The organism is Nocardiopsis sp. iso_186, from assembly GCF_056173365.1.
Window position 1 is genome coordinate 4,365,603 of sequence record NZ_CM149670.1, and the last position, 19,606, is coordinate 4,385,208.

Consider the following 19,606-nt stretch of genomic DNA (forward strand, 5'->3'; position numbering starts at 1 on the left):
GCGGCCATGGATCTCGCACTCATCTGGTTCCTCGCCATCGCGGTGTTGTGGACCGGGTACTTCATCCTCGAAGGCTTCGACTTCGGGGTGGGCACCCTCCTCCCCTTCCTCGGACGCACCAATACGGACCGGCGCGTCATGATCAATTCGATCGGACCGGTCTGGGACGGCAACGAGGTGTGGGTCATCACGGCGGGCGGCGCGATGCTCGCGGCGTTTCCGGCGTGGTACGCGTCCCTGTTCAGCGGCTTCTACCTCCCGCTCCTGCTCATTCTCGTGGCGCTGATCGTGCGCGGTGTGGCCTTCGAGTACCGCGCCAAGGTTGACGACGACCGTTGGCGGGCCCGCTGGGACCAGGCGATCTTCTGGGGAAGCGCCGTGCCGGCGCTGCTGTGGGGAGTCGCGTTCGCCAACATCGTGCGGGGCGTGGAGATGGGCCCCGACCAGATCGTCACGGCCAGTCTGCTCGACCTGCTCAACCCCTACGCACTGCTCGGCGGACTGACCACGTTGTCGATGTTCACCCTGCACGGCGCGGTGTTTTTGACCCTCAAGACCGACGGCGAGGTGCGCGTACTGGCCCGACGCGCGGTCGGACGGGTCGCCCTGGTGGCGCTGCCCGCGGCAATCGTCTTCCTGGCCTGGACCCAGGCGGCCTACGGGAAACCGTGGACCCTGCCACTGGCGCTCGGGGCTGCTCTGGCGCTGGCGGCCGGGGTGTGGCTGGCCGTCCGGGGACGCGAGGGGTGGTCGTTCACCTCGACCGCGGTGGCCATCGCCGCGGCGACCGTGCTGTTGTTCGGCTCGGTCTTCCCCGATGTACTTCCCTCCACGACGGACCCCGCGTACAGCCTGACCATCGCCAACGCCTCCTCGGCCGACTACACGCTGACCCTGATGTCGTGGGTCGCCCTGGTGGCGCTGCCCGTCGTGATCGGCTACCAGAGTTGGAGCTACTGGGTGTTTCGCAAACGGGTCACCCGCGAGCACATCGAACCGACCCCCGCTTACGGTGGCAGCGCACCGTCCGCCGGTTAGACAAGGACGACCGCGATGAAGCCCCTCGACCCCCGGCTGGTCCGCGCAGCCAGCGCGGTACGCCTGCACCTGGCGGTGACGGCGGTGTGCGGTGTGGGCGTCACCGCCCTGGTCCTGGCCCAGGCATGGCTGCTCGCTCACGTCATCGCCGGGGCCACCGCGGGGTCGGGGCTGGCGGACCTGTCCTGGGCGGTCACGGCAGTGGCGGCCGTAGCCGTTGCGCGAGCCGCACTGGCCTACGGGTCGGAGGCCGCGGCTCTCCGCTCGGCCGCCAACGCCAAATCGCAGTTGCGCCGCCGGCTCATCGCACACGTGACCGGCACGACCGAAGCCCCCGCCCGCTCCCACGGAGCGGGCGGACCGGGTCCGGTCTGGCTGTCCGGTCAGACCAGACCCGACGAAACGGGAACGAGTACCCCGCGCGCCGGCGAACTGGCCACGCTCACCACCCGCGGCCTGGACGCGCTGGATGACTACTTCGCCCGGTATCTCCCGCAACTGGTGCTCGCGGTGCTCGTTCCCATCGCCGTCCTCGTGGTGGTGGTCCGGGCCGACTGGATCTCGGCCGTCGTCATCGGGCTCACCCTGCCACTCATCCCGGTCTTCATGGCGCTGGTCGGCTGGCACACCCAGGCCAGGACCCAGCGCCAATGGGGGTTGTTGAACCGTCTGGGCGGCCATTTCCTCGACGTGGTGGAAGGCCTGCCGACGCTCGCGGTGTTTCGTCGGGCCAAGGCCCAGGCAGCAATCATCCGACGCATCACCGACGAACACCGCGCCGCCACCATGGGAACCCTGCGCGTGGCGTTCCTGTCCGCGTTCGTTCTCGAACTTCTGGCCACGCTCGCCGTTGCGCTGGTGGCGGTCGAGGTGGGGCTGCGTCTGATGTACGGACAATTGGACTTCGAGACCGCACTGCTGGTCCTGATCCTCGCCCCTGAGGCCTACCTGCCGCTACGCGAGGTCGGAGCGCGTTTCCACGCCAGCATGGAGGGTGTGGCCGCAGCCGAGCAGGTGTTCACGGTCCTGGAGGAGCAGGCCGACACCGGGGTCCCGTCCACCGCATCGACCGAAGCACAGCGTGTCGCCTCACTGCCGGACGGGCCGCTCCAGGTCCGTTTGGAGGACGTGGGGCTGACCTACCCCGACCGCGAGTTCCCTGCACTGTCGGGAATCTCGTTGGTGGTCGGACCGCAGCACCGTCTGCTGCTGAACGGGCCCAGCGGATCGGGCAAGAGCTCGTTGCTGACACTGCTGCTGCGTTTTGCCGAACCCACACAGGGGGCGATCTGGGTGGAGCGTCCTGACGGCAGCCACCCGGCCCTCCTTTCCGAGGTGGACGTACAGCGCTGGCGCGAACGGATCGCCTGGGTCCCCCAACACCCCTACCTCTTCGACGACACCGTGCTGGACAACATCCGGCTGGGCGCACCAGCTGCGAGCACGGCCAGGGTGCGCCGTGCCGCCGAGCTCGCCGAGGCCCACGACTTCATCACCGCACTTCCCGAGGGCTACGGCACCCGGCTGGGCGAACGGGGTGCCCGGCTGTCGGCCGGGCAGCGCCAGCGCATCGCGCTGGCCCGCGCCTTCCTGCGCGATGCCCCCCTCGTGCTGCTGGACGAACCGACCGCGCACCTGGATCCCGACAACGCCGCAGCGGTGCGGACAGGAGTCGCCCGGCTTCTTCAGGGCAGAGCCGGGATCATCGTCGCCCACGACCACGGATGGGCCGATCTGGTGGACGAAACCCTCCACATCGATGCCGGCCGGACCGGAGCCGTCGCATGAGCCGCCTCACTACCGAACCGCTGTGGCGAATGGTCGCGCTGGCCCGCCCGCGGGGCGCCCGATTCGCGCTCGGCGTGCTCCTGGGCGCACTGGCCACCGCTTCAGGGGTCGGACTGCTGGCCACCGCGGCCTGGCTACTGGCCACCGCAGCCACCCACCCGCCGATCACCGCACTGAGCGTCGCGGTCGTGGCAACCCGGGCGCTCGGCGTGAGCCGGGGGGTAACCCGCTACCTGGAACGCCTGGTCACCCACGACGCGGCCTTCCGCACTCTGGCAGACGTGCGCGTTCGGGTGTACGAGCGGTTGGCCCGCACCGAACCGATTCGCCGGTTCCGCTCCGGGGACCTGGTGTCGCGACTGGTCAACGATACCGATGCCACTCAGGACCTTCTGGTCCGCGGACTCACTCCGCCCCTGGTCTCCTTTCTGGTGGGGGCTGCGGTGGTGGGGCTGAGCACCGCCCTGCTCGTCCCGGGCGGCCTGCTCCTGGCGACCGGCCTGTTGCTGGCCGGGCTCGCCGTGCCTCTGGTCGCGGCTGCCCTTGGCAAGGGTCCCGGTGCACGCCAGGCAGCGGCGCGCGGCGAGCTCTCCTCGTCCTTGGTGGACACCCTCTACGGTGCACCGGATCTGGTGGCCTACGGCGCAATGGATCAGGCCGTACGGCGTGTAAAGCGCGCCGACGGCGAGTTGACCCGGATCGCGCGCCGCGACGCGGCACTGTTGGGTTTCGGCGCGGGAGCCAGCGCGCTGGTCGCCGGCCTCACCGTGTGGGCGACACTGCTGCTGGGAGTAGCCGCCGTCGAGGACGGCACGCTGGGCCCGATCCCGATGGCGGTCCTGGTGCTGACGGCACTGGCGGCCTTCGAAGTGGTCGCGCCCCTGCCCGCGGTGGCGGCGCGACTGGGATCGGTACGAGCCAGTGGCGCACGGCTGTTCGACGTCTTGGACACCGAATCAGCGATCGGCGGCACCGACTCCGCCGAGATACTGCCCGAGGGCGACCTCGCCCTGAAGGTACGGGACCTGCGCATGCGCTACGGCACCGACGAGCCCTGGGCCCTGGACGGGATCGACCTGGACCTGGAACCGGGGCGACGGATCGCGGTCCTCGGCCCCAGCGGCGCGGGCAAGAGCACTCTCGCATCGGTACTGCTGCGGTTCCGCGACCCTGACGGTGGCACGGTCGAGCTGGGTGGGACCGCCATAACCGCCTATCCGGCGGACGAGATCCGCCGTGCGATCAGCGGGGTCCCCCAGGATCCACACGTCTTCGCCAGCACGCTGCGCGAGAACCTGCGCCTGGCCCGGCCCGGCTGCACGGACGAGGAACTGTGGTCGGTACTGGAACGGGTCCGGCTGGCCGAGGACGTGCGCGCGATGCCCAGTGGCCTGGATACGGAGGTGGGCTCGCACGGCACCCGGTTGAGCGGTGGCATGCGGCACCGTCTGGCGCTGGCCCGCGCGCTGTTGGCCGCGCCGCGCATCCTGGTACTGGACGAGCCCACGACTCACCTGGACCCCGAGACCCGGGACGTGGTGCTGGCCGACCTGCTGGACGCCGCACGCGGCTGCGCGACCCTGCTCATCACCCACGACCTGACAGGGCTCTCGGAGATGGACAGGATCTACGTGATCGTGGCGGGCAGGGTGGTCCAACAGGGGTCGCACGCCGAACTGCTGGGCACCGAGGGCTGGTACCGCCGCGCGCACGGCCTGGCGTCCCGATGACGTCTTCGAACCGGTCGCCGGTTCGGTTGACGGTCACGGCGTCCTGGGCCGTGGGGGCGCATACGGCACGCCTGCGGTCCGGCCCGCTCGGCCCACCCCGAGGCGCGTATCCGACTCGGCCACACCTCCCGCGCGAGCCGGAACCCCGATACGGCGCTATTGTCGCCTCGTGAGCAATCCCCTGCGTGAGATCTTCACTGGTGTCGGCGTACTGTTGCGCGGATTCGGCATGATTGTGCGTCGTCCCCGACTGTTCCTGCTCGGCGCGATCCCGCCCCTGATCACATCGGTGGTGTTCCTGGGCGCGCTGATCACCCTGTTGTCCCAGATCGACGACATAGCCGTGTGGATGACGCCGTTCGCCCAGGGGTGGGACCCGGCCTGGGCGACCCTGCTGCGGGTGGCGGCGGGCGCCGCCCTGGTGGCCGCATCCGTGCTGGTGATGGTGATCTCGTTCACCACGATCACGCTGGCGCTGGGCTTCCCGCTGTACGACAAGATCGCCGAGGCCGTCGAGGACGAGCTCGGGGATGCCCCTGAACCGGTGGACGAGCCGCTGGTGGGTTCAGTGGTGCGCAGCATACGGCAGTCCGCTGCACTCATCCTGATCTCGGTGAGCGTGGCGATCCTGCTGTTCGCATTCGGCTTCGTCCCGGCCGTCGGGCAGACCGTGGTCCCGGTCGTCTCTGCGGTGTTCGGCGGCTGGATGTTGTGCATCGAACTGGTGGGCGCGGCCTTCGACCGGCGGGGACTGCGCCGCCTGCGCGACCGGCGCGTGGGTATGCGGAGGCGGCGGCTGCGGGTGCTGGGGTTCGCGGTTCCGACGTTCCTGCTGCTGTCGATCCCGTTCGTTGCGGTGGTGGTGTTCCCCGCGGCCACCGCGGGGGGAACCATCCTGGCCCGCTCCCTGACCCCGGCGGGGCCCGTGGCCCCGCAGCCTCCCGCGGCCGCCTGAGGAGCGGACCCGCGGCGGGGCCGCACCGGGGTGCGGCCCGTAGGGCCTAGCGCAGTCCGGTGTCCCTGCGCAGCGCCGTCTGGATCAGCCGGTCCACCAAGGCTGCGTAGTTGACACCGGTGGCCGCCCACATCTGCGGGAAGGCCGAACTGGGAGTGAAACCGGGCATGGTGTTGATCTCGTTGACGTAGATCTCACCGTCGTCGCCGTAGAAGAAGTTGACGCGGGCCAGCCCCTCGCACCCCATGGCCTCGAAGGTCTCCGCGGCCAACGTGCGCAACCGCTCGGTGACGCCCACGGGCAGTCCAGCCGGGATCGTCAGGCTACTGGTCGAGAGGTACTTGGCTTCGAAGTCGTAGAAGTCGAAGCCTTCGGCCACGTGGATCTCGGCAGGCAGCGATACGTCGGGGGCCCCACCGTCCAGGGACTCCAGCACCCCGCACTCGATCTCACGACCGCTGATGCCCGCCTCGACGATGACCTTGGGGTCGTGAGCACGAGCCGTCTCGATCGCGGCCGAGACGGCCTCGGTGTCAGAGGCGTCGGCGACCTTGCTGATGCCGATGCTGGATCCCGCGCGAGCAGGCTTGACGAAGACCGTGCCGCCGAGCGCGGCGACGTCGTCCAGGACACGCTTGCGCTCCCGGGTCCACGCACGGTCGGTGACCGCTACATAGGGGCCGGTTTTGATCCCCTGACCGGTGAGCATGGCCTTCATGAAGACCTTGTCCATCGACGCGGCGCTGGCGAACACCCCGGCGCCCGCGTAGCGCGCGCCCACCATTTCGAACAGGCCCTGGATGGTGCCGTCCTCGCCGAACGGCCCGTGCAGCAGGGGCAGGACGACGTCCACACGCTCCAGGGCACGCGGCGCCTGTCCCGGGGACACCTCCAAAAACGTGGAGTCGGCGTCGAAAGGCAGCGCCAGCGCGGTGCCGTCACCAGACACGGTGGGCAACTCTTTGTCGGTGATCGCCAACGACCGGGGGTCGCCCGCACTGAGCACCCAGCCCCCCGCCCGGGTGATCCCGATCGGGACGACCTCGTAGCGGTCGGTGTCGATGACGGACAGGACGCTTCCCGCTGTCACGCAGGAGATCTCGTGTTCGGAGCTGCGCCCGCCGAAGACGACGGCGACCCGAATCTTTTGCTGCTCGGCCATGGTGCATGACCCTATCTCGCTCATCCCCGCATCCGGAAACACTGGAAGCGTTCCGAAACGGGGAGTTCGACACAATCGAACGGCTCGGTGGTGCACACCGGGGTCAGGCCGTGCCGCACTGGTCGAGTGCGGCCAGGGTGTCGGCGATGAGATCCGCCGGGTCTTCCAGGCCGATGGAGAAACGCACCGCGGCGGGGTCGATCCCGGCCTCGGACAGCGCGGCGTCCGGCATCTGGCGGTGCGTGGTCGATCCCACGTGGCCGACCAGGGTGTGGGTCCCCCCCAACGAGGCGGCGATGGTGGCCACGTGCAGATGGTCGGCCAGGGCCATGCCCGCGGAGCGCCCACCGTGCGGTGTGACGGTGACGACCGCACCATAACGGGTGCCGTGCCCGTCGGCATCGAAGAGCTTGCCCGCGAGCGCGTGCCCTTGATGGTCGGGCAGGCTCGGATGATCCACCCGGGCGACAGCAGGGTGGTCGCGTACAGCCGCTGCGAACTCCGAGGCCGAGGCGCACTGGCGGGCCACCCGGAGCGGAAGCGTCTCCAAACCGCGGTGCAGGAGGAATGCCTCATCCGGGGAGAGGCAGGGGCCCAGGTCCACACGGGCCGAGCGGACCCGCCCCACCAGTTCGGGGCGTCCGACGACCACCCCCCCGGTGGCGTCGGAGTGACCGCCCAGGTACTTGGTGGCCGAGTGCAGAACGAGGTCCGCACCCAGCGCGAGAGGACGGCACACCGCCGGCGAGGCGAACGTGGAGTCCACCACGAGCAGCGCGCCGGCGTCGTGGGCGATCCCGGCCAGCGCGGGCAGGTCGGAGACCACCATGGTGGGGTTGGAGAGCGTCTCGGTGAAGATGAGCGCGGTGTCCGGGCGCACCGTCGCGCGCACCGCATCCAGGTCGGTGATGTCAACGAAGTCGGTGTGCACACCGAACCTGCGCAGCAGCCCGTCCAGGAGCGAGTAGGTGTTTCCGTAGATCGAGACGGCCGCGACCACGTGCGCCCCAGCTCCGGTCAACGCCAGCAGGGTGGTGCTGATGGCGGCCATCCCGGAGGCGAACGCCTGGCCGCGCACGTCGTGGTTGACCCCGTGTCCTTCGAGTGCCGCGACCGCATGGGCGAACGCCTCGGCGGTCGGGGTGTCGATACGGGCGTAGGAATAGCCGTCGCCGCTGTCGAGGACGTCGGCGTACTCCTGGGAGGTGGCGAAGGCATAGGTGGTGCTGCGATGGACCGGGATCCGCAGGGGATCGCCCACCGGGGCGGGAGGCGCAGGGAGACGGAGGGCTCGGGTGTTCTCACCGTGTTCGTGCGACATGTGGACCTTCCAGTGTCCTGCTCGGTGTGGATCCGCCGGTTGGGGGTCAGACCCCATAACGCTCGGGCTTGGAACTGCGCGACATGAATGCCAGCAGCGCCTCGGCCGGGGGGAGTTCGTGGTGCATCATCCCCACGACCGCCTCCGTGATCGGCATGTCCACGCCGTTCGCGCGCGCCAGGGCGAGGATCGACTCCGAGGACTTGACGCCTTCTGCGGTCTGTCGGGTCTCGGCGATGACCTCGGCCAGGGTCATTCCGGTCCCCAGCTTCTCCCCGAAGGTGCGGTTGCGCGAGAGCGGCGAACTGCACGTGGCCACGAGGTCGCCCAGGCCGGCCAGCCCGGCCAGAGTGTGCTCGTCCGCCCCCAGGGAGACCGCCAGGCGCACCGTCTCGGCCAGGCCACGGGTGATCAGGGACGCCTTGGCGTTGTCGCCGAATCCCATCCCGACCGCCACTCCCACTGCGAGTGCGATCACGTTCTTCACCGCGCCCCCTACTTCCGCGCCGACGACGTCGGTGTTGGTGTAGGGGCGAAAGTACGCCGACTTGCAGATGTGCTGGAGACGGGTGGCGGCGTCCTCGTCAACGCAGGCCACCACGGCGGTCGCCGGTTCGCGCTCGGCGATCTCCCGGGCCAGGTTGGGCCCGGAGACCACCGCGATCTGCCCCTCGGGCAGTTGCAGGACCTGGGCGATGACCTCGCTCATCCGGCACGACGTGCCGACTTCGATGCCCTTCATCAGGCTGACGACGATGGCGTGCCGCGGGACCAGCGGCGCCCACGCGGTGAGGTTGGCGCGCAGCGTCTGGGACGGCACGGCGATGACGACGACGTCGGCTCCAAAGAGCGCTTCCGCCGGATCGGTGGTGGCACGCAGCGCCGGGTTGAGCGCGATCCCGGGGAAGTAGTCGGGGTTCTCGTTCCGGGCATCGATCGCTTCCACGACCGAGGCCCGTCTTCCCTGCACCACGACCTCGGCGGCCCCGGCGTCGGCCACCACGTTGGCGAAGGCCGTCCCCCAGGAACCGCTGCCGAGTACGGCGACCTTGGTCATTTCGCCTCCTCGGCAGTGGTTCCGCCCTCGCCCTGCCCAAGGCTCTCCTGCCGGGCCCTCTTGGGATCGAACAGTTCAGCGGGCGGCTCCTCGCCCCGCTGCTGCGCCTGAAGCGCCACGATGGCGGCCATGATCTCGGCGGTCGCGGCGCGCAGCGTCGTCGCCGTCATGGGCTCGTCCCGGTACTTGGACAGGTCCACCGGCGGACCGGCCGTGAACTGGATCTTCTTGCGGGGGAAGGGACGGAACCTGGCGGTTCCGTAGGGCAGCAGGTGCTGTTCTCCCCAGTGGGAGACGGGGATGACCGGGGCCCCGGTCTGCAGTGCGAGCCGTGCGACACCGGTCTTGGCGACCATCGGCCACAGCTGGGGGTCCCGGGTGCAGGTGCCCTCCGGGTAGAAGATCACCGAGGAACCGTCCTGGGTGAGGGCCTTCTCCGCCTCCCGCAGGGCCTTGACCGCGTCGCTGCTTCCCCGGCTGACCGGGATCTGCCCGGTGGCTCGGGCGACCGCGCCGACGAGGGGAATGCGGAACACGCTCTCCTTCGCGGTGAAGGTCGGCCACCGCCGACCAGCCACGTAGAGGTAGTGCGCGATCGTCAGCGGGTCCGACATCGAGATGTGGTTCGCCGCGATGATCACGCCCCCCGAACGCGGGATGTTCTCCTGACCGCGCCAGCTCACCTTGGTGACGAGGGTCATGATCGGGCGGACTATGGAGGCCACGACCACCTTTACCAACGGCGATTCCCGGCGTTTCATGGTGGTCTCCTTCATGTTCGGCGCACCAGCGACCGCGCCGTCCACGGCCCGGCGGTGCGTCTCGTGCCGCGCAACCGCTTCAGTCTAGGTCGTGTCCGGGTGCCCTCCATCGTCGGGCACGAGGTCGGGGCGGGTGCGCAGGGGTGGACTGGGACATACTCTCTTCTGTCGGCCTGGGCGAGACGGAGGGGGGCCGGTGAACGGCGAGCAGTCACGAACGGGTTGGTCGATGGTGGTGCCCGTCAAACGGCTGACCGCGGCCAAGAGCCGGCTCGCCGGCTTCGCCGGACGGCACCGGCACGATCTGGCCCTCGCGGTGGCCACCGACACCGTCCTGGCCGTCCTGGCCACCCCCGGCGTGGGGGCGGTGTTCGTTGTCACCGACGATGCCCGGGCCGCCGCCGTGCTTGCCGGACCAGGCGCGAGGATCGTGGGCGGCGAGCCCGGTCCGGGGCTCAACGCGGCGCTGTGTCATGGCGCCCGGCACGCCGACGCGATACGTCCAGGATCAGGCGTGTGCGCCCTGTCGGCTGATCTGCCTGCGCTGCGCCCGCAGGAGCTCGATCGGGTGTTGGTTGCGGCGGCCGCACATCCGAGGTCCTTCCTGGCAGATGCGCCCGGGGTGGGGACCACCCTGTACGCGGCACGCGGTGCTGTCAACTTCGCGCCCGCGTTCGAGGGGGAGTCCCGACTGCGCCATCTGGCCGGCGGAGCCGCGGAGATCGCTCTGAGCGACGTGGAAACGGTCCGCCGCGACGTGGATACCCCTGACGACCTGCGCGCCGCCGCAGCACTGGGTCTGGGGCCGCACACGGCCAAGGTACTGGCCGAACTGGACGGGTGACGTCCTCGTTCTGCAGACACACGGCTGCCCGGGGCCCTTGGTAAGGGTGTCCCGGGCAGTCCGTGCTTCTGGGTATCGCTACTACTTGTCGCCGTTGACCAGGGCCTTGAAGTCGGCGCCCGCACGGAACTTCGGAACGAAGCTCGCAGGAACGTCGATGCTGGCCCCGGTCGCGGGGTTGCGTGCGGTGCGAGCCGCACGCTCGGACTTCTCGAAGACCCCGAATCCCGTGATGGCAACCTTGTCGCCCTTGGCCACGGTCTGCTGGATGGTCTCCAGTACAGCGTTGACGGCTTCGGTGGCGGTCTTCTTGTCCCCCAGCCGATCCGAGATCGCGTCAATCAGGTCACGCTTGTTCATGGTTCCTCCGGTTCCCCCTTGCTCGCTCGAAATTAGGGGACACCAGGGGCCTTACACAAATACAAACGCCTGGAAAATCAGCGTGTCGGGGGGTCAGGGGCCTGTTCTGACAGCTCTGCGAGCATCCGATCGAGGCGTTCCGAGGCTTTCAGCGGATCCCTTTTGACCCCTTCCGTGACCGTCAAAAGCCTACGTATAAGCGGAATCCGGACAGGCTCCGGCAGCGAGTCCGCTCTGCGGTGGGCTTCTTTGAGCCGCTGTGCCAAGCGAAGGTAAAATTCCTGTCCCTGAAAGGCTTTCGGTCCGCCGTCAGCACCCTCCGGCACTACTGGGTGACCGGCAGCCACGGCTTGCGCTGCTTCTCGAACTCGGTGATGGCGTTGACATGGCGCAGGGTCAGGCCGATGTCGTCGAGCCCCTCCAGCAACCGCCAGCGGGTGTAGTCGTCGAGCTCGAAGGGCTCGGTGAGGCCCTGGGCGCGCACCTCGCGGGCCTCCAGGTCCACCGTGACCTCTGCCGTGGGGTCGCCCTCCACGAGGTTCCACAGGTATTCGATGCTCTCCTGCGGCAGGACAACGGTCAGCAGGCCGCCCTTGAGCGAGTTCCCGCGGAAGATGTCGGCGAAGCGGGGCGCGAGCACGGTCTTGAAACCGTAGTTCTGCAGCGCCCAGACCGCGTGTTCGCGCGAGGATCCCGTACCGAAGTCCGAGCCCGCGATCAGAACGGTTCCGTCCTTGTACTCGGGCTTGTTGAGCACGAAGTCCGGATCGCCGGCTCGCCAGGCGGCGAACAGGCCGTCCTCGAACCCGCTGCGGCTGACCCGCTTGAGGTAGACGGCGGGGATGATCTGGTCGGTGTCCACGTTGCTGTAGCGCAGCGGCACGGCGCGGCCGGTGTGGACGGTGAACTTCTCCATGTCGGCGTTCCTAAAGGGTCGAGGGCTGGCTACAGGTCGGCGGGCGAGGACAGCGTGCCCCGCACCGCGGTGGCGGCTGCGACGAGGGGCGAGACCAGGTGGGTACGGCCCCCCTTGCCCTGACGGCCCTCGAAGTTGCGGTTGGAGGTGGAGGCGCAGCGCTCGCCGGGCTTGAGGGTGTCGGGGTTCATCCCCAGGCACATCGAGCAGCCGGCCTCGCGCCACTCCGCCCCTGCCGCCGTGAAGACCTGGTCCAGGCCTTCGGCCGCCGCCTGTTCCTTGACACGCATGGAGCCCGGGACGATCATCATGCGCACCCCCTCGGCGACCCTGCGCCCCTTGATGACCTCGGCCGCTGCGCGCAGGTCTTCGATGCGGCCGTTGGTGCAGGAGCCGACGAAGACGGTGTCCACGGCGACCTCGCGCAGCGGGGTCCCCGGGGTCAGGTCCATGTAGGCCAGTGCCTTCTCCGCCGCGGCGCGCTCACTGGCGTCGGCGAAGGACGCCGGGTCGGGCACGGAGGTGTCCAGAGGTGCTCCCTGGCCGGGGTTGGTGCCCCAGGTGACGAACGGGCTGAGCTCGTCGGCGTCCAGCTCGACCTCGCGGTCGAAGACCGCGCCCTCGTCGGTGGCCAGCGTCTGCCAGTGCGCGACGGCCTGGTCCCACAGCTCGCCCTCGGGCGCGTGCGGACGGCCCTTCAGGTAGTCGAACGTGGTCTGGTCGGGGGCGATCATGCCGGCACGGGCTCCGGCCTCGATCGACATGTTGCACACGGTCATCCGGGCTTCCATGGACAGGGCCCGCACGGCCTCGCCCCGATACTCGATGACGTATCCCTGCCCGCCGCCGGTGCCGATCTTGGCGATGACGGCGAGAATGATGTCCTTCGATGTCACGCCGGGCTTGAGGCTGCCCTTGACGTTGACCGCCATCGTCTTGAACGGTGCCAGCGGCAGCGTCTGGGTGGCCATCACGTGCTCGACCTGGCTGGTTCCGATACCGAATGCCAGCGCACCGAACGCACCGTGCGTGCTGGTGTGGCTGTCACCGCAGACGATGGTCATTCCCGGCTGGGTGATCCCCAACTGCGGGCCGATGACGTGGACGACGCCCTGTTCGATGTCGCCCATCGGATGCAGGCGCACACCGAAGTCGGAGGCGTTCTTGCGCAGCGTCTCGATCTGGGTGCGCGACACCGGATCGGCGATCGGCAGAAAGATGTTCTCGGTCGGGACGTTGTGGTCCTCGGTGGCGATGGTGAGGTCGGCGCGACGCAGCGGCCGGTCGGCGATGCGCAGCCCTTCGAATGCCTGCGGGCTGGTCACTTCGTGGACCAGGTGCAGGTCGATGTAGAGCAGATCGGGTTCTCCGTCGGCACGCCTGACGACGTGCTCTTCCCAGACCTTCTCGGCCATCGTGCGAGCCATGTGCGACGCCTCCTCGCGTCTCGACGGTGTTGTCGGAAGCTTCTCGCCACCACACACGACCCCGACGGGGCGGCGTGGAAGTCCCCCACGCAGATCCGCCCGTGCGGGCGAGCGAATTTGCATTCCAAATAGCGAGACGGCAATATCAAGCCATGGACAACTCTAGCCCATCCAGTGGCGTAGGTGTGCTGGACAAGACGATGACGGTGCTCGACGCACTGGAATCCGGGCCCGCGTCATTGGCCCAGTTGGTGCAGATCACCGGCTTGGCAAGACCCACAGCGCACCGACTGGCGGTCGCCCTTGAGCGCCACCGCATGGTCACCCGTGACAGCCAGGGCAGGTTCGTGCTCGGCCCTCGCCTCGGCGAGCTCTCCATCGCCACCGGCGAGGACCGGCTGCTGGCTGTGGCCAACCCCGTTCTGGTGCAGTTGCGCGACCTCACCGGCGAGAGCGCCCAGCTCTACCGCCGACAGGGCGACACCAGGGTGTGCGTGGCCGCGGCCGAGCGCACGAGCGGACTGCGCGACACCGTTCCGGTGGGCTCTGAGCTCCCGATGAACGCGGGCTCGGCCGCGCAGGTCCTGGTGGCCTGGGAGGACTCCGAACGAATCCGTCGGGCGCTGCGCGGGGCGCACTTCACCACCGCCACCCTGTCGCAGGTGCGGCGCCGCCGCTGGTCCCAGAGCGTCGGTGAGCGGGAGCAGGGGGTGGCCTCGGTGTCGGCCCCGATCGCCGGTCCGGGAGGACGCGTCATCGCCGCGGTCTCGGTTTCGGGACCGCTGGAACGGCTGACCCGCTCACCGGGACGATTGCACGCCCAGGCCGTCATCGCCGCGGCCGAGCGCATCAGTGAGGCGCTGCACGGCCAGGAGGCCGATCGCTGAGCCGGGCCCGCACCTTTTGGACGCGGAGCGGGCCCGGCCTCGGTCAGTCCTCCAGCGGAACGCGCAACAGGCGGTCGTCGTCCTCCGCGGCGACACCCCGGCCGTCGTGGTTGCTGGTGCTGACCCAGACGGCCGCGCCACCGGGCTCGGCGGCAACTGCGCGCAGACGCCCGTACTCCCCCACGTACAGCGCCTCGGGCTCCAGTACCGGGGCGTCCTCGTCCCCGGTCAACGGCACCCGCCACAGTCGCTCGCCTCGCAGGGCCGCGACCCACAGCGATCCGTCCGCCACCGCCACTCCGCTGGGGGACGCCTCCTCCGTACTCCAGGTGACGATGGGGTCAACGTAGTCGTCGCCCCCGCCCGTCCCTTCGACCTCGGGCCAGCCGTAGTTGGCGCCGGGCTGGATCATGTTGACTTCGTCGAAGGTGTTCTGGCCGAATTCGACCCCGAACAGCTGTCCGTCCTCGTCCCAGGCCAGCCCCTGCACATTGCGGTGACCGTAGCTGTAGACCAGATTGTCGAACGGGTTGCCCTCGGCCGGCTCGCCCTCCGGGGTCATGCGCAGGATCTTTCCCGCGGGGGAATCGATGTCCTGCGAGCGTTCCGGGCTCCCGGCGTCGCCGGTACCCGCGTAGAGCATCCCGTCCGGGCCGAAAGCGATCCGGCCGCCATTGTGCGTACTGGCCTTGGGGATTTTGTTGACGACCACCTCCGCGGCTCCCAGTCCTTCGGCCCGGTCGTAGTCCATGCGCACGATGCGGTTGTCGTCGTCGGTCGTGAAGTAGGCGTAGACCGCGGAGTCGGAGGCGAAATCCGGGGAGATCGCCAGCCCCAGCAGCCCTCCCTCGCCACCGGAAGCAACCCCCTCGACAACACCGGCCTCCTCGGTGTCTTTGCCGGGCTCGACCCGGACGACCCGCCCGGAGTCGCGCTCGGAGACCAGGGCGGCGCCATCGGGCAGGAACGCGATATCCCAGGGGGTACGCAATCCCGTGGCCACGTTCTCGGGTTCCCCTGGCGGCAGCGAACGGCCCTCGGCACCTTCCGGCTGCCGAGCCGGATCGCCGACCTCGGCCGGTCCTCCGGCACACCCGGAGGCCGCCAGCACCAACGCGGCTGCTCCGGCGACCGTCGATCTCATCCGCATGCGCACCCTCCGTGTCGGTCACTCGGTTCGCCCTCGGCCTCCCCCGCCCATCGGCTTTCACACCTGGGACGGGATGCACCGCCGGCAAGGACGACCGGGAAGCACATCGGGCTCGGTACACGGGACCGCTGTCGAAACGACGGGTGGGCAGGAGCGGGGAAAACAAGAGGAGCGCCGCACCTGTGCAGGTGCGACGCTCCTCTTTGTGGTACCCCCGACCGGATTTGAACCGGCGTTACCGCCTTGAGAGGGCGGCGTCCTAGGCCGCTAGACGACGGGGGCCTTGGACTGCTTCGGGACTTATGCTACCCGAATCGGGAAGGCGACTTGTCCCATTGTGAAGGCGAACCCCACGGCTCGACTCCGAGAAAAAAGCTCCCACCGAAGTGGAAGCTGTTTTCTTGGTACCCCCGACCGGATTTGAACCGGCGTTACCGCCTTGAGAGGGCGGCGTCCTAGGCCGCTAGACGACGGGGGCCTTGGACTGCTATTCGCAGTAGAGTTGGAGACCAACTCGGTGCGGGTTTTCGTGAGAGAAACCCGACGCTGGGGTACCAGGACTCGAACCTAGACTAACTGAACCAGAATCAGTCGTGCTGCCGATTACACCATACCCCAGTGCTCTTAGGGGGACGTTGCCCTTTGGCTCTGTTCCCCTCGGCGCAGGAATAACTCTAGCGGACATCCGGAGTGCTCGCGAACGGGTTGACCGGCGGCCGGGAGTGGGGCGCCGAACGGGTCCGCGCCCCACTCCCGAGCCGTTTAAGCGCCGATACTCTCCGCCTTGGCCAGGGCTGCGCGCAACCGCTCCTGAACACGGGCACGGCCCAGTAGCTGCAGCGACTCGAACAGCGGAAGTCCAACGGTGCGGCCGGTGACCGCCACCCGGATCGGGGCCTGCGCCTTTCCGAGCTTGAGTCCGAGGCCGGTACCGACCTCTTCCAGCGCGGCCTTGAGCGCTTCGGGCTCCCAGACGAGGCCGTCGTCGGAGAAGCGCTCGATCGCCGCAGCCAGCATCTCCTTGCCCACGCCGGGTTTCATCGCCTTGTTCCAGCTCTGCTCGTCCTCGACCGGAGCGTCCAGGAAGAGGAAGTTGACGTTGGCCACAATCTCCCCGAGCACCGCGATCCGGCTCTGAGCCAACGGCGCGATGGCGTCAAAGGCAGCGGCATCGAAGTTGGCCGCCGGCCACGGGGCCTTGTCCGGGCCCAGCCACGGCGCGCAGCGCGCGACGAACTCCTCCGGTTCGAGGGCGCGGATGTATTCGCCGTTGAACGCCCGCAGCTTCTTCTCGTCGAAGAAGGCACTGGAGCTGTTGACATCCTCCAGCCGGAACAGCGGCTGCATCTGGTCGAACGGCATGATCTCGCGGTCGTCGCCCGGCGCCCAGCCCAGCAGCATCAGGTAATTGACCATGGCCTCGGGCAGGTAGCCCTCCTCCAGGTACATCTCCAGCGAGACCTTGTCCCGACGCTTGGACAGCTTCTGCCGCTTCTCGTTGACGATGACCGGCAGGTGGGCCCACACCGGTGGCGTGTGCCCCAGCGCCTCCCACAGCAGTTGCTGCTTGGGGGTGTTGGACAGGTGCTCCTCACCCCGGATCACGTGGGTGACGCCCTGGGTGATGTCATCGGCCACGTTGGCGAGGACGAACAGCGGGGAGCCGTCTCCGCGCGCGATCACGAAGTCCTCGATCGCGGAGTTGGGGAACTCCACGTCACCGCGGATCGTGTCGCGCACCACCGTCACGCCGTCGTCAGGGGCACGGAACCGCAGTGCCCGGCCGGGGGCCCAGTCGAGGCCGGCGTCACGGTGACGCCGGTCGTAACGCGCCCCGGTGGGCGCGTCGTCGCCTTCGACCCCCTTGGCCTCCTCGTAGTAGGCGTTCCCGCCCTTGAAGAGCCGCTCGCACAGCTCACGGTGGGCGTCGGCCAGCTGCGACTGGTAGTAGGGCCCTTCGAAGTGCGGGTCCTCCTCGTTGATCCCCAGCGCGGACAGGGCGCGCAGGATGCCCTCGGTCCACTCCGGTTTGTTGCGCGCGGCGTCGGTGTCCTCGATGCGCAGGACGAACTTGCCGTCGGGCTGCTGGCGGGCGATCGCCCAGTTGAACAGCGCTGAGCGCGCCCCGCCGACGTGGAACATGCCGGTGGGCGAGGGCGCGAAGCGTACACGGATCGGATTATCAGACACCCGGCCAGCCTATCGGGGGTGCGCGGGGCAGGGGGGTGAGCCGGTCGGGCCGTATCGGTCGAGGCGACGGCCCCTTCGGCGGGCGGCCCGGCGAGGGGAAACGACCCGGGGCCACCGGGTTCCCCGCACTCGACCGGTCACGACGGGCAGACTGCGAATCGCCCTCGAACAGGGGTTCCGGGAAGGCCGTCCCCGTCGCCACGAGGGACACGCCGGCCGTGTCGTCCGACCGGGCTGGGCGGCTTCCGCATGGCGTCCCCTCCCGCTCGGCGCGAGGCTCCGGCCGGTACCGGCCGGTGGGGATTTCACATCCCCCGCCACGCGAAAGAGGATGAATACGCGACCTCCTTGCCGGGCCGAGAACGCATGGACGACAGAGGAGTTCGTCCCGGCTCGTCGGCGCGGCACCGCCGGGCAGGAAAGAAAACCCCATGGGCCCACGGGCAATCCGTCAACGGGGAAAGCACTGCCGGCACCATCCGGACCATCGAGGCTCTTCCGGATCTACAGCGCGAACGGAAATGGATTCCCAAAAGGACCTCAGCGGCCCGCCTGCCTCAGACAACCCACTCGAACTGCGCGAACGCAAGGGGAAGCATCTCGGACCAATGCGGAGATCCTGCGGATCGGCGCCCCGAGGATAACCAAGGAGAAGAAATTCGCCGTGGAATCGGCAAAGAAATCCAAAGCCTTGTTCCAGGCTCAAGAAGAAGGCGGTCGGGCAATTACCGTTTCGACCACGAAGAACAACAGGAAAAACAGGTTGTGCGGCTCACGAAAACACGAACGGCCGGACTCCGGGCGCTGTCCGACTGGCGGCCTCGCTGTCGCACGGTCATGTGGAAAGGGGTTCGACGCACCGTTCATCGACGACGTCGCCCCTGCGAATACGCCGGAGCGCCGAAGTCCTCCACCGCACGGCCGCAGAACGGAACCCAGGCACAGGACGAGGGGAAAGAGGGGCGGTCCCCCGAACACCCGGCACGTGCACAACCTGCGTCCGCGTTCCCGGGTGGGGCGCCTTCTCGCACGCCCACCGGCACGGCCGCCGTCGGCGGGGCGGCCCACAGCCGGTCGGCGGGAGAAGCTCCCCCGCCGACCGCCGACCCCGGCACCACCCGCTGGTCCTGGCGGAGGACGCACGAGCGGGGCCTCATCGGTCCCGGTCCCCGCCTCAGTCCCGGGTGACGACGGGGTTGGTCAGCTCACCGATCCGCTCGACCGCGACGGTCATGCGCTGCCCGGCTTCGACCGGGCCGACCCCGGCCGGGGTGCCCGTGAGGATCACGTCGCCGGGAAGCAGGGTCATGAACGAACTGACGTAGGCGATGATCGCGGGAATGTCGTGGATCAGCTGAGTGGTGCTGCCGTCCTGGCGGACCTCGCCGTCCACGGTTGTGGTGATCCGAAGGTTGCCCGCCTCCTCCACGCTCAGGCCCGTCTCGATCCACGGCCCGAGCGGGCAGAAAGAGTCGAACCCCTTGGCGCGGGTCCACTGCTTGTCGGTCTTCTGCAGGTCACGGGCGGTGATGTCATTACCGATGGTGTAGCCGAAAACGACGTCCTTGGCCCGCTCCCGGGGAACCTCCCGGCAGACCCGGCCGATGACGATGGCGAGTTCGCCCTCGTAGTCGACGCGTTTGGCAACGGCGGGGTAGAAGACCGGGTCGCCGGGACCGGCAACCGCCGTGAACGGCTTGAGGAAGACCACCGGCTCGTCGGTGGTCTCACCGGTGACGTCCTTCATCTCTGCGACATGGTCGGCGTAGTTCTTGCCGATGCACACGACCTTGCTCGGCAGGATCGGCGACAACAGCCGGACGTCCTCCAGCTTCAGGGGCTCACCGGTGAGCTTGATCGGCCCGAGGAGCGGATGGCCGGCGATCCGGGAGACGAGCCGGTTCCCGTCCGCGTCCGTGTCAACCAGGCCGAAGGCGACCTCGCCTTGGTCGTCAACGGTTGAGAATCTTGCGATGCGCACGGCTGCCTCACCTTTGTCCAGCTGGGAACTTGCGCCGTC

Annotated in this window: 17 protein-coding genes and 3 tRNA genes; 6 read left to right on the forward strand and 14 right to left on the reverse strand. The window is 68.9% G+C overall.

Annotated elements, in window-relative coordinates:
* Positions 1 to 6 precede the first annotated feature (6 nt).
* The 4 genes from cydB to AC0VYP_RS19225 all read left to right on the forward strand — a co-directional run bounded on the left by cydB (position 7) and on the right by AC0VYP_RS19225 (position 5,511).
* Positions 7 to 1,038 (forward strand): cytochrome d ubiquinol oxidase subunit II, encoded by a 1,032-nt coding sequence (gene cydB, locus AC0VYP_RS19210; RefSeq protein ID WP_285757462.1) that lies wholly within the window; start codon positions 7 to 9, stop codon positions 1,036 to 1,038.
* A gap of 15 nt (positions 1,039 to 1,053) precedes the next feature.
* Positions 1,054 to 2,826 carry a thiol reductant ABC exporter subunit CydD gene (gene cydD / locus AC0VYP_RS19215; RefSeq protein ID WP_475471083.1) on the forward strand — a complete coding sequence of 591 codons (1,773 nt, stop codon included), beginning with the start codon at positions 1,054 to 1,056 and terminating at the stop codon, positions 2,824 to 2,826.
* Complete coding sequence (cydC, locus tag AC0VYP_RS19220; protein ID WP_475471085.1) at positions 2,823 to 4,556, forward strand: thiol reductant ABC exporter subunit CydC; 1,734 nt, start codon at positions 2,823 to 2,825, stop codon at positions 4,554 to 4,556. The genes cydD and cydC overlap by 4 nt, the downstream gene beginning before the upstream one ends.
* Before the next feature lie 169 nt (positions 4,557 to 4,725).
* On the forward strand, positions 4,726 to 5,511 hold the full coding sequence (locus AC0VYP_RS19225) for an EI24 domain-containing protein (protein WP_285757465.1): 786 nt from the start codon (positions 4,726 to 4,728) through the stop codon (positions 5,509 to 5,511).
* A 46-nt stretch (positions 5,512 to 5,557) separates the two neighbouring features.
* On the opposite strand, the gene AC0VYP_RS19230 is transcribed toward AC0VYP_RS19225, so the two are convergent.
* The 4 genes from AC0VYP_RS19230 to AC0VYP_RS19245 all read right to left on the reverse strand — a co-directional run bounded on the left by AC0VYP_RS19230 (position 5,558) and on the right by AC0VYP_RS19245 (position 9,812).
* Complete coding sequence (locus AC0VYP_RS19230; protein ID WP_475471087.1) at positions 5,558 to 6,673, reverse strand: D-alanine--D-alanine ligase family protein; 1,116 nt, start codon at positions 6,671 to 6,673, stop codon at positions 5,558 to 5,560.
* A 103-nt stretch (positions 6,674 to 6,776) separates the two neighbouring features.
* Positions 6,777 to 7,994, reverse strand: a complete 1,218-nt coding sequence (locus AC0VYP_RS19235) for a trans-sulfuration enzyme family protein (RefSeq protein ID WP_475471089.1) — start codon at positions 7,992 to 7,994, stop codon at positions 6,777 to 6,779.
* 46 nt (positions 7,995 to 8,040) lie between these two features.
* Positions 8,041 to 9,051: an NAD(P)H-dependent glycerol-3-phosphate dehydrogenase gene (locus AC0VYP_RS19240; RefSeq protein WP_285757468.1), complete on the reverse strand. Its 1,011-nt coding sequence runs from the start codon at positions 9,049 to 9,051 to the stop codon at positions 8,041 to 8,043.
* Entirely contained in the window at positions 9,048 to 9,812 is a 765-nt protein-coding gene (locus tag AC0VYP_RS19245; RefSeq protein ID WP_285757469.1) for a lysophospholipid acyltransferase family protein, read from the reverse strand. The genes AC0VYP_RS19240 and AC0VYP_RS19245 overlap by 4 nt, the downstream gene beginning before the upstream one ends.
* Before the next feature lie 229 nt (positions 9,813 to 10,041).
* Here AC0VYP_RS19245 and cofC point away from each other — a divergent pair, with 229 nt between their 5' ends.
* On the forward strand, positions 10,042 to 10,656 hold the full coding sequence (gene cofC / locus AC0VYP_RS19250) for a 2-phospho-L-lactate guanylyltransferase (RefSeq protein ID WP_475474293.1): 615 nt from the start codon (positions 10,042 to 10,044) through the stop codon (positions 10,654 to 10,656).
* 81 nt (positions 10,657 to 10,737) lie between these two features.
* On the opposite strand, the gene AC0VYP_RS19255 is transcribed toward cofC, so the two are convergent.
* The 4 genes from AC0VYP_RS19255 to leuC all read right to left on the reverse strand — a co-directional run bounded on the left by AC0VYP_RS19255 (position 10,738) and on the right by leuC (position 13,359).
* Positions 10,738 to 11,016 (reverse strand): HU family DNA-binding protein, encoded by a 279-nt coding sequence (locus AC0VYP_RS19255; protein ID WP_285757470.1) that lies wholly within the window; start codon positions 11,014 to 11,016, stop codon positions 10,738 to 10,740.
* Positions 11,017 to 11,093: 77 nt separating this feature from the next.
* Positions 11,094 to 11,363, reverse strand: coding sequence for an SCO5555 family protein (locus AC0VYP_RS19260; protein ID WP_475471090.1), 270 nt, complete (start codon positions 11,361 to 11,363; stop codon positions 11,094 to 11,096).
* Entirely contained in the window at positions 11,342 to 11,932 is a 591-nt protein-coding gene (gene leuD / locus AC0VYP_RS19265; protein WP_475471092.1) for a 3-isopropylmalate dehydratase small subunit, read from the reverse strand. Before leuD ends, AC0VYP_RS19260 begins: the two co-directional genes overlap by 22 nt.
* A gap of 29 nt (positions 11,933 to 11,961) precedes the next feature.
* On the reverse strand, positions 11,962 to 13,359 hold the full coding sequence (leuC, locus tag AC0VYP_RS19270; RefSeq protein WP_285757472.1) for a 3-isopropylmalate dehydratase large subunit: 1,398 nt from the start codon (positions 13,357 to 13,359) through the stop codon (positions 11,962 to 11,964).
* Between the two features lie 200 nt (positions 13,360 to 13,559).
* Between leuC and AC0VYP_RS19275 the strand changes: the two genes are divergently transcribed.
* Positions 13,560 to 14,246: an IclR family transcriptional regulator gene (locus AC0VYP_RS19275; protein WP_285757905.1), complete on the forward strand. Its 687-nt coding sequence runs from the start codon at positions 13,560 to 13,562 to the stop codon at positions 14,244 to 14,246.
* Between the two features lie 43 nt (positions 14,247 to 14,289).
* Here AC0VYP_RS19275 and AC0VYP_RS19280 read toward each other — a convergent pair whose 3' ends face one another.
* The 6 genes from AC0VYP_RS19280 to AC0VYP_RS19305 form a co-directional block, all read right to left on the reverse strand.
* Complete coding sequence (locus AC0VYP_RS19280) at positions 14,290 to 15,396, reverse strand: PQQ-dependent sugar dehydrogenase (RefSeq protein WP_475471094.1); 1,107 nt, start codon at positions 15,394 to 15,396, stop codon at positions 14,290 to 14,292.
* Between the two features lie 206 nt (positions 15,397 to 15,602).
* Positions 15,603 to 15,678, reverse strand: a tRNA-Glu gene (locus AC0VYP_RS19285).
* Positions 15,679 to 15,798: 120 nt separating this feature from the next.
* Positions 15,799 to 15,874: transfer RNA gene (locus AC0VYP_RS19290), tRNA-Glu, on the reverse strand.
* 68 nt (positions 15,875 to 15,942) lie between these two features.
* Positions 15,943 to 16,014 (reverse strand) — tRNA-Gln (locus AC0VYP_RS19295).
* A gap of 144 nt (positions 16,015 to 16,158) precedes the next feature.
* Positions 16,159 to 17,538 carry a glutamate--tRNA ligase gene (gltX, locus tag AC0VYP_RS19300; RefSeq protein WP_475474295.1) on the reverse strand — a complete coding sequence of 460 codons (1,380 nt, stop codon included), beginning with the start codon at positions 17,536 to 17,538 and terminating at the stop codon, positions 16,159 to 16,161.
* Positions 17,539 to 18,760: 1,222 nt separating this feature from the next.
* A complete protein-coding gene (locus AC0VYP_RS19305) occupies positions 18,761 to 19,567 on the reverse strand; it encodes a fumarylacetoacetate hydrolase family protein (protein ID WP_475471095.1) in 807 nt (268 codons plus the stop codon).
* Between the last annotated feature and the right edge of the window lie 39 nt (positions 19,568 to 19,606).